We start from the raw sequence: 13,873 nt of genomic DNA, 5'->3' as shown, positions 1-13,873 counted from the left end.
CCGTGGTGCGCAGGACGGACTGGCCGGAGGAGCTCGGGCCCGGTGACCGGCCGGGTCCAGGCAGCAGCGCGGGGGGCACGTCCGGCCGCTCGCAGTACGAGTACGAGCGCTCCCGGGGCGAGGTAGTCGATCCAGGGGCCCGGGATGCCGACGAGACGGGGGACGAGGGGTACGCGCGCAGCAGGGGCGATGCGTCACGCCGAGGCCGTCGCGGTGGCCGTGGATCCCGCGGCTCCCGGGGCGGGTTCGGCGGTCCGGAGCGTTCCGGGCGACAGAGCGGCGGCTTCCCCGACCCGTCGAGGGCCGGGGCGGGGGAGTCGCGTGAGCGGGAGCAGGATCCGGCTGAGCGGGCGCGGGCGATCTGCCTGCGCCTGCTCACCGGGACGCCCCGCACTCGCAAGCAGCTCGCAGATGCCCTGAGCAAGCGGGACATCCCCGAAGAGGTGGCGGACGAGGTGCTGTCCCGCTTCGAGGAAGTCGGCCTGATCAACGACGCGGCGTTCGCGGACGCGTGGGTGGAGTCCCGACACCACGGCCGAGGCCTGGCCAGACGCGCCCTGGCACGCGAACTGCGTACCAAGGGCGTCGATTCCGCGACGATCGACGAGGCGGTCGGGCAACTCGACGCCGAGCGCGAGGAGGACACCGCCCGCGAGTTGGTCGCGCGCAAACTCCGGTCGACCAGAGGGCTCGAGCGCGACCGCCGGTTGCGGAGGCTGGCCGGGATGCTTGCCCGCAAGGGCTACGCGGAGGGCCTGGCCTTGCGCGTGGTCCGGCGTGCGCTGGAGGAGGAAGGCGAGGACACGGAAGACCTCGAGCAGGGCGGCTTCTGAGGGCCGTGCGCGTGCGCCGGCCCGATTCAGTCCTCCGTCGGCGCCTGTACGGGGAGGCCGCCTGCGCGCCAGGCCTGAAATCCCCCGATCAGGTCCGTCGCACGGTGCAGGCCGAGGGACTTGAGCGATGCGGCCGCAAGGCTGGAGGCGTAGCCCTCGTTGCAGACCACCACGACCCGCACGTCGTGGTCCGTCGCCTCCGGGAGCCGGTGGCTGCCCCGCGGATCGAGCCGCCACTCCAGTTCGTTGCGCTCGACGACGAGCGCGCCGGGGATCAGCCCGTCGCGCTCGCGCAGCTCCGCATACCGGATGTCGACCAGCAATGCGCCGTCGGCGGCGGCCCGGTGTGCCTCCGCCGGGCCGATCCGGTCGAGGCCCGTCCGTACCCGTTCCAGGTGATCGTCGATGGACACCGGCTCGCTCACTGCCAGTCCTCCGGCCGCTCGACCTGCTCGAGCCGGAGCACGGAACCGCTGCGGCTGAAGCGGCGCATCAAGGGGAGCGGTGGGTAGTACGCGTGCACGGAGACGGCGTGGACGTCGGCCGACTCGTTGAGTACCTCGTGCACATGGTGGCTGCCGAAGGCACGCCCGCGTCCCGCGGACAACGTCCGGTGACGGTCGACGCCCTCCGCCAGTTCCAGGGTCTTCCACCCTTCGCCGGGAAGACGTACGGCCAGTGCGTTCTCGGTCAGTTCGCCGGAGGCGGTGATGAAGGCCCCGACCGAGTCGGCATGGTCGTGCCAGCCCGTCCCGGTACCGGGCGGCCAGCCGATCAGCCAGGCTTCGCTCCCGCCGGGCCCCTCGAGACGGGCCCAGGTTCGGCCCTCGGGGTCGAGCGGCAGAGAGGCGACGAGTTCGGAGTCGGCGGCGGTGCGTCGCACGAAGGCCAGGAGCTCGGCCTGGGTGGGCGGATGCGTGGCGTCGGCGTGCGCCGTGCTGAGTCCAGGCGTGGTCACGGCGGTAACGGCGGCCGTGGGCTCGGGATTTGACGTGATGTCAGCCGTGCCGATGGTGGCGGCCGCTTCGGGAGCGGTCGTAGAGGCGGGCGTGCTGGACGTGTGGGACACAGACATGGATGCCGTCCTGGAATCGCTGGGGATGCGCACAGACGCAACGGAGTGCGGCGCGCGAAAAGTACGGAAGGGCGAATTCAGCAGGACGGGCGACAGACGCAGCCCGCGTAGCGGACGAGGTCCATATGGACCCGTCGCCACAGGCGTCGGCTGGTGTCACTCATGGCCGGAGTACAGCACGACGGCCACGCCTGGTCAAACGCTGTCCGTACTGCGGTCACGGCGCGCTCACGGACGGATCGGCGGCCGCACGCCGCTCGATCCGCCGACGCCGAGCGATCGCGGACGAGCGGCCGGCCGCGATGCATCGACCATCGCGCGGGCTCAGCGTCCGGCGCGTACCTCCGGCTCCTCCTGGGCCGGCTCCCCGCCCCGCACAGCGTCGGCCGCAGCGTGGAGCGCGTCGGGCCTTACCCCCGCGAGTGCAGTGACCAGATGGCCGTCGGGCCGTACCAGGAGGACGGTGTGCGCCGCCGCGCCGGGATAGTCCTCGGCCACCAGTAGCTCGGCAGGCATCGGCAGAGCCGAGACGGCCGCCGCGAGCCGAGGCATCACTCCGGCCTTCAGCCAGTGCCGCCGGTCCCACACACCCGTGCCCGGTGCGACGAGGACCACCAGGAGATGGCCACGGCCGAGCTGGTCCCGCAGTGAAACGGTCGCCCCGTCCGGAGCGGTGACCGGCACGTCGGCGATCGGTGTACCGGGCACCGTCCCCACCGCTGTCTCCGATTCCGCGGTCTCGGGTGCGAGCGGCGAACGCGCGTAGGACGGCACGGCGCCGAGCGGCCCGCGTCCCAGATGTCCGTCCGCGAGCAGACCGTCGTGTCCGCGGGCGCTGCCGGGCACGTAGGAACGCAGACCGCCGCCCCCACGCAGTATCGGAAGCGACTGGTCGGCGGCCCGCAGGCGGGCGGCGACGGAGTTGCGCCGTTCGGCCTGATAGCTGCTGAGGAGGGCCCGCGACTCGCCGTGGTGCCAGCAATGAGCCAGCTTCCAGGCGAGGTTGTCCGCGTCGCGAAGCCCTTCGTCGAGTCCTTGGGTCCCCAGTGCCCCGAGCAGATGCGCCGCGTCCCCGGCGAGGAAACAACGGCCGGACCGCCACCGCCGGGCGAGCCGGTGGTGCACGGTGTGCACACCTGTGTCGAGCAGTTCGTACGGGGGAGTGCCACCGCCGCACAGCGCGGCGAGCGTGTCCCGGACGCGGGCCACCAGGGCGTCGGGGGTGACCAGTTCACTACGGGACGGCAGCAGCCAGTCGATCCGCCAGGCCCCCTCCGGCAGCGGACGCACCGCGATCTCCGGGCCGGCGCCGCGCCACGGTGGCATGCGGTACAGCAATGCCTCGCCGGTCAGGGGCAGTTCGGTCCGCAGCGCGGCCACCGCATGCCGCTCCACCGCAGTACGTCCCGGGAACCGGATCTCCAGAAGCTTGCGCACCGTCGAGCGCGGCCCGTCGCAGCCCACCAGGTAACTACCGCGCCACCAGGTGTCGTTGGGCCCGCGGGTGTGTGCCGTCAGGCCGGTCGCCTCCTGCTCCACGGAGTCGAGACGACTGTTCACCGCCAGCTTGACGAGCCGTTCCTCGGCGACAGCCTCACGCAACGCACCCGTGAGAACGTGCTGGACGAGGTGGACCGGCGGCAGTTCGTCCGCATCGAAGGCGACCGCCCGCACCTGCTGCTTGCGGCGGTACGAACGCCAGCCGGTGAGGCGGGAACCGGCCAGCGGGACGTCGCAGAGGCGCGCGACGAGTGCGGCGGTGTCCTCACGCAGGACGGCGGTGCGCGCGGGCCGTTGCTCGTCCTTCCCGGAACCTTCGTCGAGCACCACCGACGGCACGCCCTGACGTGCGAGCGCGAGCGCGAGCGTGAGCCCGACGGGCCCCGCCCCGACGACGATCACCGGATCCACGGCGTGCGGCTCCCCGCTGCGAGAGCTGCCCTGGGACTCGTACCAGGAGGGACGCATGGAGCGGGGTGCGCGATCACAGAACGTATGCAACCCACTGCCGCTGCCCTGCGTCAAGTGACTGTTGGTCCCGACAAACTTCGCCGACCGACTGTAGGCGCGACCGCGGAACACTCATCTCGCGACTCTACGTGCACGATGGTGACGCGAGTGGTCGTGCCACGTCTGCACTGTGAGGTCCGAACGAGCCCTCGACGCCGACACTTGCGCCAGGCGCATCCTGACCAGAGACCTTCGCGTTCTCGGCGAGCGCACCTCCGCCGGCTCAAAAGGCGCTGGTGCACGCTGAAACGCGTCACCCTCAGCCCCGGCCCCCCACTGGTGACCCGAGGCAATAGGACGCGCCTGGTGGCCCGGAACTGCGCGGACGATGGCGACGTACGCCGTGGCTCCGGGAGGAGCCGCGATGTTGTTCACGAACGGCGCCTTCGCGGCCCCGGGGCCGTGACGAGGCTCGTCCAGGGCGCTTTGTTCCGCCGTCCTTCGGTTCAGGAAACCGAGGCGCCGTGCTCTGGCGTTTCGCCACATCCCCCACCCCGAAGCTCAATAGTCCCTCAACTCCCCTACTTCTGGCCTCGCCCCTCTCCTACCTTTGAAATCGATGCTGTCCCACGCGGGGGCACGGACAACAAGGGGACGGACTATGCGCAAGACCATGCGCGGGGCGGGTATCAGCACCGCCGCGCTCGCCTGCATCCTCATGACAGGCGCGGCCGCCCAGGCCGCACCCGCAGACGGTCACGCGGAGTTCGCAGCCAAGGCGGCGAACTCCGACTCAGACTGGGGCAAGAGCTACAACAAGTGCCGCAATTACGTGAAGGTTTGGCAGAAAAGCGGCAAGATCAAGGCCCGCGGTTACATGAAGTGCCAAAAGAACGTCACTATCTTGCGCCCCAGTGCCGCTCTGTCGAGCTACCGGAAGGGCAAGCTCCAGGACTACACACACGCCGACCCCAAGGGCTGCAATTTGGGCAAGACCTGCTGGACCAACACCGTCACGATGAAGGCCAAAAAGGGCCTCAAGTACCACGCCACGAACTCAGGTGACGCATCGACCGGCGTGCCGGGTGAGGGCGACATCGCGTGGCCCACGAGCAGCGTCGCGCGGGTCTGGCTCACTGCGAAGTAGCTGGCACGTCACGGGCCGGTCGGGAGAGCGCCTCCCGACCGGCCCGTCCGCGTTCTTGGTTATCGGCGGGTCTTCACGGGGCGGTTCCGACCACGGAATCGCGGAGCAGAACTCTTTGTCGGTGTGCGAGTGAACGCGGCTTCGGCAAGATTTACGTGAAGCGGCGGGGCATGCCTGTTGGTAGCGGCTGAACACTCACCGCTGACATCTCCGGAAGTTCGCCGGAGGTGATGCCTAGAGCCCCGGGGCAACCGGACGGTGGGTGGATTGTTCGTGATCCACCCACCGTCGATGAGTTGACACATGCCGAGCGTCAACTGCCGGACTTGCCCTTTGGCCCTTGCCCCGGCCGGCGTCGTGGACGCTACTTGGTCCCGCCCTCGGTGGGGTTGACAGGTGCTGAGTCCGCCGCCGATACGGCTGATGCCACTGCGATGCCGGTCTTCTTACGACGGCCGCGCTTCTCGATCCAGGTCGCCACGAACGACAGAGCGAGGCACAGCGCGATGTAGATGGCGCCCGCCACGATGACCACAGCCGTGATCGGGCTCTCACCGTTGACGATGATCTTGTTCGCCATTTGGCGGGTCTCGTACAGCAGTTCCGCGTACAACACGATGTACCCGAGCGACGAGTCCTTGAGTGTGACGACCAGCTGGCTGATGACCGTCGGCAGCATCGATCGGATGGCCTGCGGAAGCAGCAGCATGGTCATGACCTGGGTCTTGCGCAGCCCCAGCGCGTAGGCCGCTTCGACCTGTCCGCGGGGTACGGCGTTGACGCCGGCGCGCAGCGCCTCCGCCTGAACACAGCCGTTGTACACGGAAAGACCGATCACCAGGGCCCAGAACGCCGAGTTCTGGCCGATCACACCCAGGTCGTCCTTGTAGCTGAGGAAGAGCACCCACAGTGCATAGATGGTGATCAGCAGCGGGACGGCCCGGAAGAGTTCGATGAACCCCGTGGCGAGCCAACTGACCCACTTGTGCTCGGAGAGCCTCGCCACGGCGAGCAGCATGCCGAACACGAGCGAAAGGACCCCGGAAAGGGCGAACACCTTGAGTGTGTTGAGCACTCCGTCGCGAATGCTGTTCCGCACCCCGGCGTTGTTGAAGATGTTCCAGACTTCGGGCTCGAGCACGCCCTTCTCGTCGAGGCGATAGATCGAGAAGGCGACGAGCCCCAGGACCAGGGCCGATCCCAGAACCGTGTAAACGATGTTGCGCACCCGGGCCTTGGGCCCCGGTGCGTCGTACAGGACGCTCGAACTCATCGTGCGACCCCCATGCGCCGCTCGAGCAGCCGGAAAAGACCGCTGATGGTAAAGGTGACGATCAGGTACGCGATCGCCACGAACAGGAAGATCGGGACGATCGCGAAGCCCTTGTCACTCAGGAGCTTCTGGACGCCGAAGAGCTCGGTCACACTGAACGCGCCCGCGATGGCGGAGTTCTTGGTGAGAGCGATGAAGATCGAGCTCAGCGGGGCGATCACGGTCCGTGTCGCCTGCGGCAGGACGATCATGCGCAGCGTCTGGATGAAGGTCATGCCGATCGAACGGGCGGCCTCGGCCTGCCCCAGCGGCACCGTGCTGATGCCGGACCGGACCGCTTCGCAGACGAACGCCGAGGTGTAGAACCCGAGCGCGAGAAGCGCCTTGGTCCATGGACTGAGCCCGGGCCAGAAGATCACCGGCACGACGAACCAGGCGATCAGGAACAGCAGTGTCAGGGGCGTGTTGCGGAAGAGCGTGACCCAGGCGGTCCCGAGGAACCGCAGCGGGGGTACGGGGGAGACCCGAAAACCGGCGACGATCACGCCGAGCACCATCGCGAGGAGACCGCTGGCCAGGGTCAGCAGGACGGTGCCTATGAACCCCTCGCGGAACTCCGGGAGATGGTCGAGCAATACATTCACGGGGATGTCCTCGTGGGCGGCAGCGGACGGGCAGGGGTTGCCGCGCCCCGCACGCGCGCGTGGAGCACGCGTGCGGGGCCACTGCAGCTCACTGCCGGTTGATCAGAAGAGGCGTACCGGACTGTGGGTCAGTAGCGCTCGAGGGCCGGCGGGTCCTGCGGCTTCGAGCCGGACAGGCCCAGGGTGGCCTCGTACGCCTTCTTGTAGTCGCCGTTCTTCTGGTGGTTCTCCAGAGCGTCGGAGACCGCGTCACGCAGCGCCTTGTCGTTCTTCTTCATGCCGACGCCGTAGGGCTCCTCGGTGAAGGGCTTGCCGACGACCTCGAGCTTCTCCTGACGCTGGGCGGCGTAGCCCTGAAGGATCGCGTCGTCGGTGGTGACGGCGTCGACCTCGTTGTTCAGGAGCTGCTGGACGCACTCCGAGTACTTGGACAACTCGACCGTCTCGGCGCCGTACTTGGACTTCTTGATCTCCTGCAGCGGCGTCGAGCCGACGATCGAGCAGACCTTCTTGCCCTTCACGGTCTCGGGGCCCTTGATGCCCTTCTCGCCCTTGCGGACCAGGAGGTCGGCGCCCGCCATGAAGTACGGGCCCGCGAAGCCGACCTGCTTCTTGCGCTCGTCGTTGATCGTGTACGTGCCCACGTACAGATCGACCTCGCCCTTGGAGATGGTCGTCTCGCGCACACCGGAGTCGACGGTCTTGAACTCGATCTGGCTCGGCTTGAACCCGAGGTCGGCCGCGACCATCTTGGCGATCTCGATGTCGAAGCCGGAACGCTTGCCGTCGGTGTCCTCGAAGCCGAGGTACGGCTGGTCGTTCTTGGCACCGAAGACGATCTTCCCGGACTTCTGGGCCTTCTTCAGGGCCGGCGAGTCGACGTCCACGTCCTTGGCGACCGTGTACGTCGGCAGCTTCGGCTGGTCCTTGCCGCCGGTGCCGCCCTCGGGCTTGTCGCCCGCGGTACCGGAGTCGCCGCCACAGGCCGTGGCGGTGAGGGCGAGGGCCGCGATCGTCGCCGCGACGGCGGCGGACTTACGGAGCTTCATGGTGAACATCCTTCGTTTCGGACAGGTGACGGGAGACGCGTGGGCGTCAGTGGTGCAGGATCTTCGACAGGAAGTCCTTGGCCCGGTCGCTGCGCGGGTGGCTGAAGAACTGGTCGGGCGTGGCCTCTTCGACGATGCGGCCGTCGGCCATGAACACGACCCGGTTGGCCGCCGAACGCGCGAAGCCCATCTCGTGCGTGACGACGACCATCGTCATGCCGTCCCTGGCGAGCTGCTGCATGACCTCGAGGACCTCGTTGATCATCTCGGGGTCGAGGGCGGACGTCGGCTCGTCGAAGAGCATGATCTTCGGGTCCATCGCCAACGCCCGTGCGATCGCCACGCGTTGCTGCTGGCCACCCGACAGCTGCGCCGGGTACTTGTCGGCCTGTGTGCCGACGCCGACGCGGTCGAGCAGCTTGCGTGCCTGCTCCTCGGCCGCCTTCTTCTCCGTCTTGCGGACCTTGACCTGGCCCAGCGTCACGTTCTCGAGCACCGTCTTGTGCGCGAAGAGGTTGAAGGACTGGAAGACCATGCCGACGTCGGCCCGCAGTCGCGCCAGCTCCTTGCCCTCCTGGGGCAGCGGCTTGCCGTCGATGGTGATCGTGCCGGATTCGACGGTCTCCAGGCGGTTGATGGCGCGGCACAGCGTGGACTTGCCCGAACCGGACGGCCCGATGACGACGACGACCTCGCCGCGGTCGATGGTCAGGTCGATGTCCTGGAGCACGTGCAACGCGCCGAAGTGCTTGTTGACGTTCCTAAGCGCGACCAGTTCGTCGGCCGCGGGTGCGGCGTCCTTGGTCACCGATACTTCGGCCATGGGGGTACTTGCTCCATCCTCCTCGGTTGGGAGGACAGTAATAACGCGGTGCGACCAGCGTCATTACATCTGAGGGGAAATTGAGCATAACGATCCGGCCGCAACCGGACACACCGCGTGAAGGGGACGCCCCGCGCGCGTACCGGGTGCGTAACGGAACCTGCCCGTGACCAGAACGCTCTTGACGTCGTGGTGACTCATCGGAGTGGATGCCTTGGTGCATTCCTGCACGCGCGCGTAGCCACCCGGTGTCCGGACAGTGGCCGAATCGGAAAGGGGGAGGGATGAGACTGCTGCTGGTCGAGGACGACGACCATGTCGCCGCAGCCCTCTCCGCCGTGCTGGCACGGCACGGTTTCGAGGTGACGCACGCACGCAACGGCGAGGACGCCCTTCGCGCCCTGCTGCCCACCGAACGCGAGCCCTTCGGAGTCGTCCTCCTCGACCTTGGCCTGCCCGATCTGGACGGCTACGAGGTGTGCGGCAAGATCCGTCGCCTCACCTCCACGCCGGTGATCATGGTCACCGCGCGTGCCGACGTCCGCAGCCGCATCCACGGCCTCAACCTCGGTGCCGACGACTACGTCGTGAAGCCGTACGACACCGGGGAACTCCTCGCCCGCATCCACGCCGTGAGCCGCCGCACCGCACCCGACGACGCGGCCGCCGCGCCGGACGAGGCCCTACTGCTCGGAGCGGTCCGGATCGAACTGCCCACCCGCCAGGTCACCGTCTCCGGCGACGCCGTGCAGCTGACCCGCAAGGAGTTCGACCTGCTCGCGCTGCTCGCCCAGCGCCCCGGCGTGGTCTTCCGGCGCGAACAGATCATCAGCGAGGTGTGGCGCACGAGTTGGGAGGGGACCGGCCGCACTCTCGAGGTGCACGTCGCCTCGCTGCGTTCCAAGCTCCGGATGCCCGCACTGATCGAAACGGTGCGGGGCGTCGGCTATCGGCTCGTCGCTCCCGCGTAGCGCGGGTCCCGTTCGTGCGTACCCGACTGCTCCCGCTGCTCATCGTCCTGATGGCCGGTGTTCTGCTCGCCCTCGGAGTGCCCTTGGCGGTGAGCCTGGCCAACGGGCACCAACAGCAGGTCGTGGTCGACCGCATCGACGACACCGCCCGCTTCGCAGGCCTCGCCCAGTACGTCACCCACGACGACGCCTCCGAAAGCACCCGCAGGGACGAGCGCCAGGTGACCCTCGAACAGGAACTGGTGCGCTACAACCGCGTGTACGGCATCAGAGCGGGGGTGTTCTACCGCAACGGCGAGTCCATGACCCGCGCCCCGCACTGGCGGGTGCCGGAGTCCGGCGAGGGCCGTGGCGCCTTCGAGGAGGCGCTGTACAGCCGCAGGAGCCACGATCCCCCGCAGGTCTGGCCCTGGGAGCGCAAGCGGCTGTACGTGGCCTCTCCGGTCATCAGGGACGGCGACGTGGTCGCCGTGGTGCTCACCGAGTCACCGACCGGCGACATGCGTTCGGCGATCCTGCGCGGCTGGCTGCTCATCGGGGCGGGTGAGGCGGTGGCCATGCTGGTCGCCATCGGGGCCGCGCTCCGGCTCACCGGCTGGGTGCTGCGTCCGGTGCGGGTGCTCGACGCCACGACCCACGACATCGCCACCGGCCGGCTCAAGTCCCGGGTGGCCGCGGCCGGCGGCCCGCCCGAACTGCAGCGTCTCGCCGGTTCGTTCAACGAGATGGCCGACAACGTCGAGGACGTCCTCGAACAACAGCGTGCCTTTGTCGCCGACGCCTCCCACCAACTGCGGAATCCGCTGTCGGCGCTGCTGCTGCGGATCGAGCTGCTCGGGCTCGAACTGCCGGAGGGCAACGAGGAGATCGCCTCGGTGCGCACCGAGGGCAAACGGCTGGCCCAGGTCCTCGACGACCTGCTCGACCTGGCGCTCGCCGAACACGCACCGGCCGATCTCGGTCTGACGGACATCGGGGAGCTCGCGGCCGAGCGGGTGGACGCCTGGCGGCCGCTCGCCGACGACCGAGGGGTCGGCCTCTCCTTCGACGGCCGGGCCGCCGCGACTGCCTGGGCGGACGGGGTGGCTGTCTCCAGTGCGCTCGACGCGGTGATCGACAACGCCCTCAAGTTCACGCCACGGGGCGAGGCGGTGACCGTCTCCGTCGGCTCCGACGGGGACTCGGCCACCATCGTGGTGGCCGACCGCGGTCCGGGACTCACGGACGACGAACTGGTGCGGATCGGCGACCGGTTCTGGCGCAGTGGCCGCCACCAGAACGTCAAGGGCTCCGGTCTGGGCCTGTCCATCACGCGCGCGTTGCTCGCGGCGGGCGGCGGACGGGTCGAGTACGGCCATCACGCGCCGCACGGGCTCAAGGTGACGGTCACACTGCCGCGGATGGCTCCCACGGGCTGAGGCGCGAGGTCCTCGAACTCGTCGGCAGGGCCTACGGCTTCACGGACCGGTAGTAGTCCCGAGCACCCGTGTGCAGCGCCAGCGGGTCCGTGTAGATCGCGGTCCGCAGATCGACCAGCTGAGCCGCGTGCACCTTGGAACCGATGTGATCCCGGTTGTCGATGACCGTGCGGGTCAGGCCCTGGGTGACGGCCGAGTCCTGACCGACGGTGGTGACCAGGAGGTTGGCTACCGCGAGCGTGGGCACAGCGCTGTTCTGCGCGCGCGGGTAGGCGTCCGCCGGCATCACGGCGGCGCGGTAGTAGCGCGACGCCCCGCCCTGCTTGTGCAGTTCCGTGACGAGTGACCCGAGGGGCACCAGGCGGACGTCGTCGCGCTCGGACAACTCGCGCACGCTGCTCGTGGGCAGCCCGCCCGACCAGAAGAACGCGTCGACGTCGCCCTTGGACAGATGCTCGGGTGCCTCGTCGATGCCGCTCGCCACGGCCTCGAGGTCCTTGTCCAGGTCGAGGCCGGCCGCCTTCAGCACCCGGTCGGCGACCAGGCGTACCCCGGAGCGGTCCTGGCCGACGGCCACTCGCTTGCCGCGCAGGTCCGCGGCCTCCTTGATGTCCGAACCCTGCGGCACGACCAGCTGGATGTAGTCGTCGTACAGGCGGGCGCAGCCGCGCAGCCGGTCGCCGCCGGGATAGCCCTCCAGCTGGTACTGCTCCACCGCGTCCGCGGCCGCGATGGTGAAGTCCGCGCGGCCCTGCGCGACTCGTGCCACGTTCTCCTGCGAGCCGTCGCTGGTCTCCAGGTCAATGTCGAGGTCGGGCAGATCGCGGGAGGCCGCCCGCTGCAGCAGCTTTCCGTACTTCTCGTAGACCCCGGCGTCGACGCCGGTGCTGAACGTGACGCGTCCGCTGGGTTCCGCGCTGTCCGCCGGCAGCAGCCACCACAGCAGCAGCCCCGCCACGACCAGGCACGCGGTGGTGCCTACGGCGGCGCGACGGCGGCCCGTGCGGGGGAGTACGGCGGGGGACATGCGCGTGATCCTGCCAGGTGACCGACGCCGATGGCCATGCCCGGGATCACAGCGGCAACCGCCCTCCACGCGCGCGTGGAGGGCGGGACAGGGCTGTCCCACGTACGGCCTACCCTTGTCGCATGAGCAGCAGCGACCGGAGCCAGGCAGTGGGCACTCGCAGTTATGAGATCCGCACCTACGGGTGCCAGATGAACGTCCACGACTCCGAGCGGTTGTCCGGCCTCCTGGAGGAGGCCGGTTATGTGCGCGCCCCGAAGGGCGCGGCGGAGGGCGAGGTCGACGTCGTCGTCTTCAACACCTGCGCCGTCCGGGAGAACGCCGACAACCGCCTCTACGGCAACCTCGGCCGGCTCGCCCCGATGAAGACCGCCCGTCCCGGGATGCAGATCGCCGTAGGCGGCTGCCTCGCACAGAAGGACCGCGACTCGATCGTCAAGCGGGCTCCCTGGGTCGACGTCGTCTTCGGCACGCACAACATCGGCAAGCTGCCCGTACTCCTCGAGCGCGCGCGGGTGCAGGAGGAGGCGCAGGTCGAGATCGCGGAATCGCTCGAGGCGTTCCCGTCGACCCTGCCGACCCGCAGGGAGAGCGCGTACGCGGCCTGGGTGTCCGTCTCGGTCGGCTGCAACAACACCTGCACGTTCTGCATCGTCCCCGCGCTGCGGGGCAAGGAGAAGGACCGCAGGCCCGGCGAGATCCTCGCCGAGGTCGAGGCGCTGGTCGCCGAGGGCGTCTCGGAGATCACCCTGCTCGGCCAGAACGTCAACGCCTACGGCTCCGACATGGGCGACCGCGAGGCCTTCAGCAAGCTGTTGCGCGCCTGCGGCACGATCGACGGTCTGGAGCGGGTGCGCTTCACCTCGCCGCACCCGCGCGATTTCACCGACGACGTCATCGCCGCGATGGCCGAGACGCCGAACGTCATGCCGCAGCTGCACATGCCGTTGCAGTCCGGTTCGGACACCGTGCTCAAGGCGATGCGCCGCTCGTACCGACAGGAGCGGTACCTTGGGATCATCGAGAAGGTGCGGGCCGCGATCCCGCACGCCGCGATCACCACCGACATCATCGTGGGTTTCCCCGGTGAGACCGAGGACGACTTCGAGCAGACGATGCACGTCGTCCGCGAGGCCCGCTTCTCGCAGGCGTTCACCTTCCAGTACTCCAAGCGTCCCGGGACGCCCGCGGCGGACATGGACGGCCAGATCCCCAAGGAGGTCGTGCAGCGGCGCTACGAGCGCCTCGTCGCTCTCCAGGACGAGATCTCCTGGGAGGAGAACAAGAAGCAGGTCGGGCGCACCCTCGATCTGATGGTCGCCGAGGGCGAGGGCCGCAAGGACGACGCCACCCGACGGCTGTCCGGACGCGCCCCCGACAACCGCCTGGTGCACTTCAGCAAACCCGACCAGGAGGTGCGTCCCGGCGACGTGGTGACCGTGGAGATCACCTACGCCGCGCCCCACCACCTGCTCGCCCAGGGCCCGACCCTGGACGTGCGGCGCACGCGCGCGGGGGACGCCTGGGAGAAGCGGAACGCCGCGCCCGCACCGCAGCAGACCGGTGTCCTGCTCGGACTGCCGACGGTGGGCGTACCGGATCCGGTGCCCGCGGCGACCGGCGGATGCGGCTGCGACTGAACGACGAGGCGCGAGGCGGTCCC

Annotated in this window: 14 protein-coding genes; 5 read left to right on the top strand and 9 right to left on the bottom strand. The window is 69.1% G+C overall.

What is annotated here, in order from left to right; translation table 11 throughout:
- The first annotated feature begins 2 nt into the window (after window positions 1–2).
- Window positions 3–833, top strand: a complete 831-nt coding sequence (gene recX / locus DSC45_RS31010; protein WP_119295326.1) for a recombination regulator RecX — start codon at window positions 3–5, stop codon at window positions 831–833.
- A 26-nt stretch (window positions 834–859) separates the two neighbouring features.
- Here the strand turns inward: recX and DSC45_RS31005 are convergent, their stop codons facing one another.
- The 4 genes from DSC45_RS31005 to DSC45_RS30995 form a co-directional block, all read right to left on the bottom strand.
- The gene (locus DSC45_RS31005; protein WP_119295325.1) at window positions 860–1,258 is read right to left on the bottom strand and encodes a rhodanese-like domain-containing protein; all 399 of its coding nucleotides are present in this window, start codon (window positions 1,256–1,258) and stop codon (window positions 860–862) included.
- Window positions 1,255–1,908 carry a cupin domain-containing protein gene (locus DSC45_RS31000; protein ID WP_119295324.1) on the bottom strand — a complete coding sequence of 218 codons (654 nt, stop codon included), beginning with the start codon at window positions 1,906–1,908 and terminating at the stop codon, window positions 1,255–1,257. The genes DSC45_RS31005 and DSC45_RS31000 overlap by 4 nt, the downstream gene beginning before the upstream one ends.
- Before the next feature lie 77 nt (window positions 1,909–1,985).
- Window positions 1,986–2,072 (bottom strand): putative leader peptide, encoded by an 87-nt coding sequence (locus DSC45_RS36975; protein WP_346426687.1) that lies wholly within the window; start codon window positions 2,070–2,072, stop codon window positions 1,986–1,988.
- 160 nt (window positions 2,073–2,232) lie between these two features.
- Complete coding sequence (locus DSC45_RS30995; protein ID WP_119295323.1) at window positions 2,233–3,819, bottom strand: FAD-dependent monooxygenase; 1,587 nt, start codon at window positions 3,817–3,819, stop codon at window positions 2,233–2,235.
- Window positions 3,820–4,519: 700 nt separating this feature from the next.
- On the opposite strand from DSC45_RS30995, the gene DSC45_RS30990 reads away from it, so the two are divergent.
- The gene (locus DSC45_RS30990; RefSeq protein ID WP_119295322.1) at window positions 4,520–5,005 is read left to right on the top strand and encodes a hypothetical protein; all 486 of its coding nucleotides are present in this window, start codon (window positions 4,520–4,522) and stop codon (window positions 5,003–5,005) included.
- A 364-nt stretch (window positions 5,006–5,369) separates the two neighbouring features.
- Here the strand turns inward: DSC45_RS30990 and DSC45_RS30985 are convergent, their stop codons facing one another.
- The 4 genes from DSC45_RS30985 to DSC45_RS30970 form a co-directional block, all read right to left on the bottom strand.
- The gene (locus tag DSC45_RS30985; RefSeq protein WP_119295321.1) at window positions 5,370–6,278 is read right to left on the bottom strand and encodes an amino acid ABC transporter permease; all 909 of its coding nucleotides are present in this window, start codon (window positions 6,276–6,278) and stop codon (window positions 5,370–5,372) included.
- Entirely contained in the window at window positions 6,275–6,922 is a 648-nt protein-coding gene (locus tag DSC45_RS30980; protein WP_119295320.1) for an amino acid ABC transporter permease, read from the bottom strand. Before DSC45_RS30980 ends, DSC45_RS30985 begins: the two co-directional genes overlap by 4 nt.
- 128 nt (window positions 6,923–7,050) lie before the next feature.
- A complete protein-coding gene (locus tag DSC45_RS30975) occupies window positions 7,051–7,971 on the bottom strand; it encodes a glutamate ABC transporter substrate-binding protein (protein WP_119295355.1) in 921 nt (306 codons plus the stop codon).
- A 46-nt stretch (window positions 7,972–8,017) separates the two neighbouring features.
- Window positions 8,018–8,794, bottom strand: a complete 777-nt coding sequence (locus DSC45_RS30970) for an amino acid ABC transporter ATP-binding protein (protein ID WP_119295319.1) — start codon at window positions 8,792–8,794, stop codon at window positions 8,018–8,020.
- 284 nt (window positions 8,795–9,078) lie between these two features.
- On the opposite strand from DSC45_RS30970, the gene DSC45_RS30965 reads away from it, so the two are divergent.
- Complete coding sequence (locus DSC45_RS30965; RefSeq protein ID WP_119295318.1) at window positions 9,079–9,765, top strand: response regulator transcription factor; 687 nt, start codon at window positions 9,079–9,081, stop codon at window positions 9,763–9,765.
- A gap of 14 nt (window positions 9,766–9,779) precedes the next feature.
- Window positions 9,780–11,183, top strand: coding sequence for a sensor histidine kinase (locus DSC45_RS30960; protein ID WP_119295317.1), 1,404 nt, complete (start codon window positions 9,780–9,782; stop codon window positions 11,181–11,183).
- A 31-nt stretch (window positions 11,184–11,214) separates the two neighbouring features.
- Here DSC45_RS30960 and DSC45_RS30955 read toward each other — a convergent pair whose 3' ends face one another.
- On the bottom strand, window positions 11,215–12,210 hold the full coding sequence (locus DSC45_RS30955; protein ID WP_119295316.1) for a TAXI family TRAP transporter solute-binding subunit: 996 nt from the start codon (window positions 12,208–12,210) through the stop codon (window positions 11,215–11,217).
- A 122-nt stretch (window positions 12,211–12,332) separates the two neighbouring features.
- Between DSC45_RS30955 and miaB the strand changes: the two genes are divergently transcribed.
- The gene (miaB, locus tag DSC45_RS30950; RefSeq protein ID WP_119295315.1) at window positions 12,333–13,850 is read left to right on the top strand and encodes a tRNA (N6-isopentenyl adenosine(37)-C2)-methylthiotransferase MiaB; all 1,518 of its coding nucleotides are present in this window, start codon (window positions 12,333–12,335) and stop codon (window positions 13,848–13,850) included.
- Window positions 13,851–13,873 lie beyond the last annotated feature (23 nt).

It is taken from the genome of Streptomyces sp. YIM 130001 (assembly GCF_003574445.1).
Classification (GTDB): Bacteria; Actinomycetota; Actinomycetes; order Streptomycetales; family Streptomycetaceae; genus Streptomyces.
The sequence above is the reverse complement of the archived record's forward strand: the minus strand, read 5'-3'. Positions and strand labels throughout refer to the sequence as shown.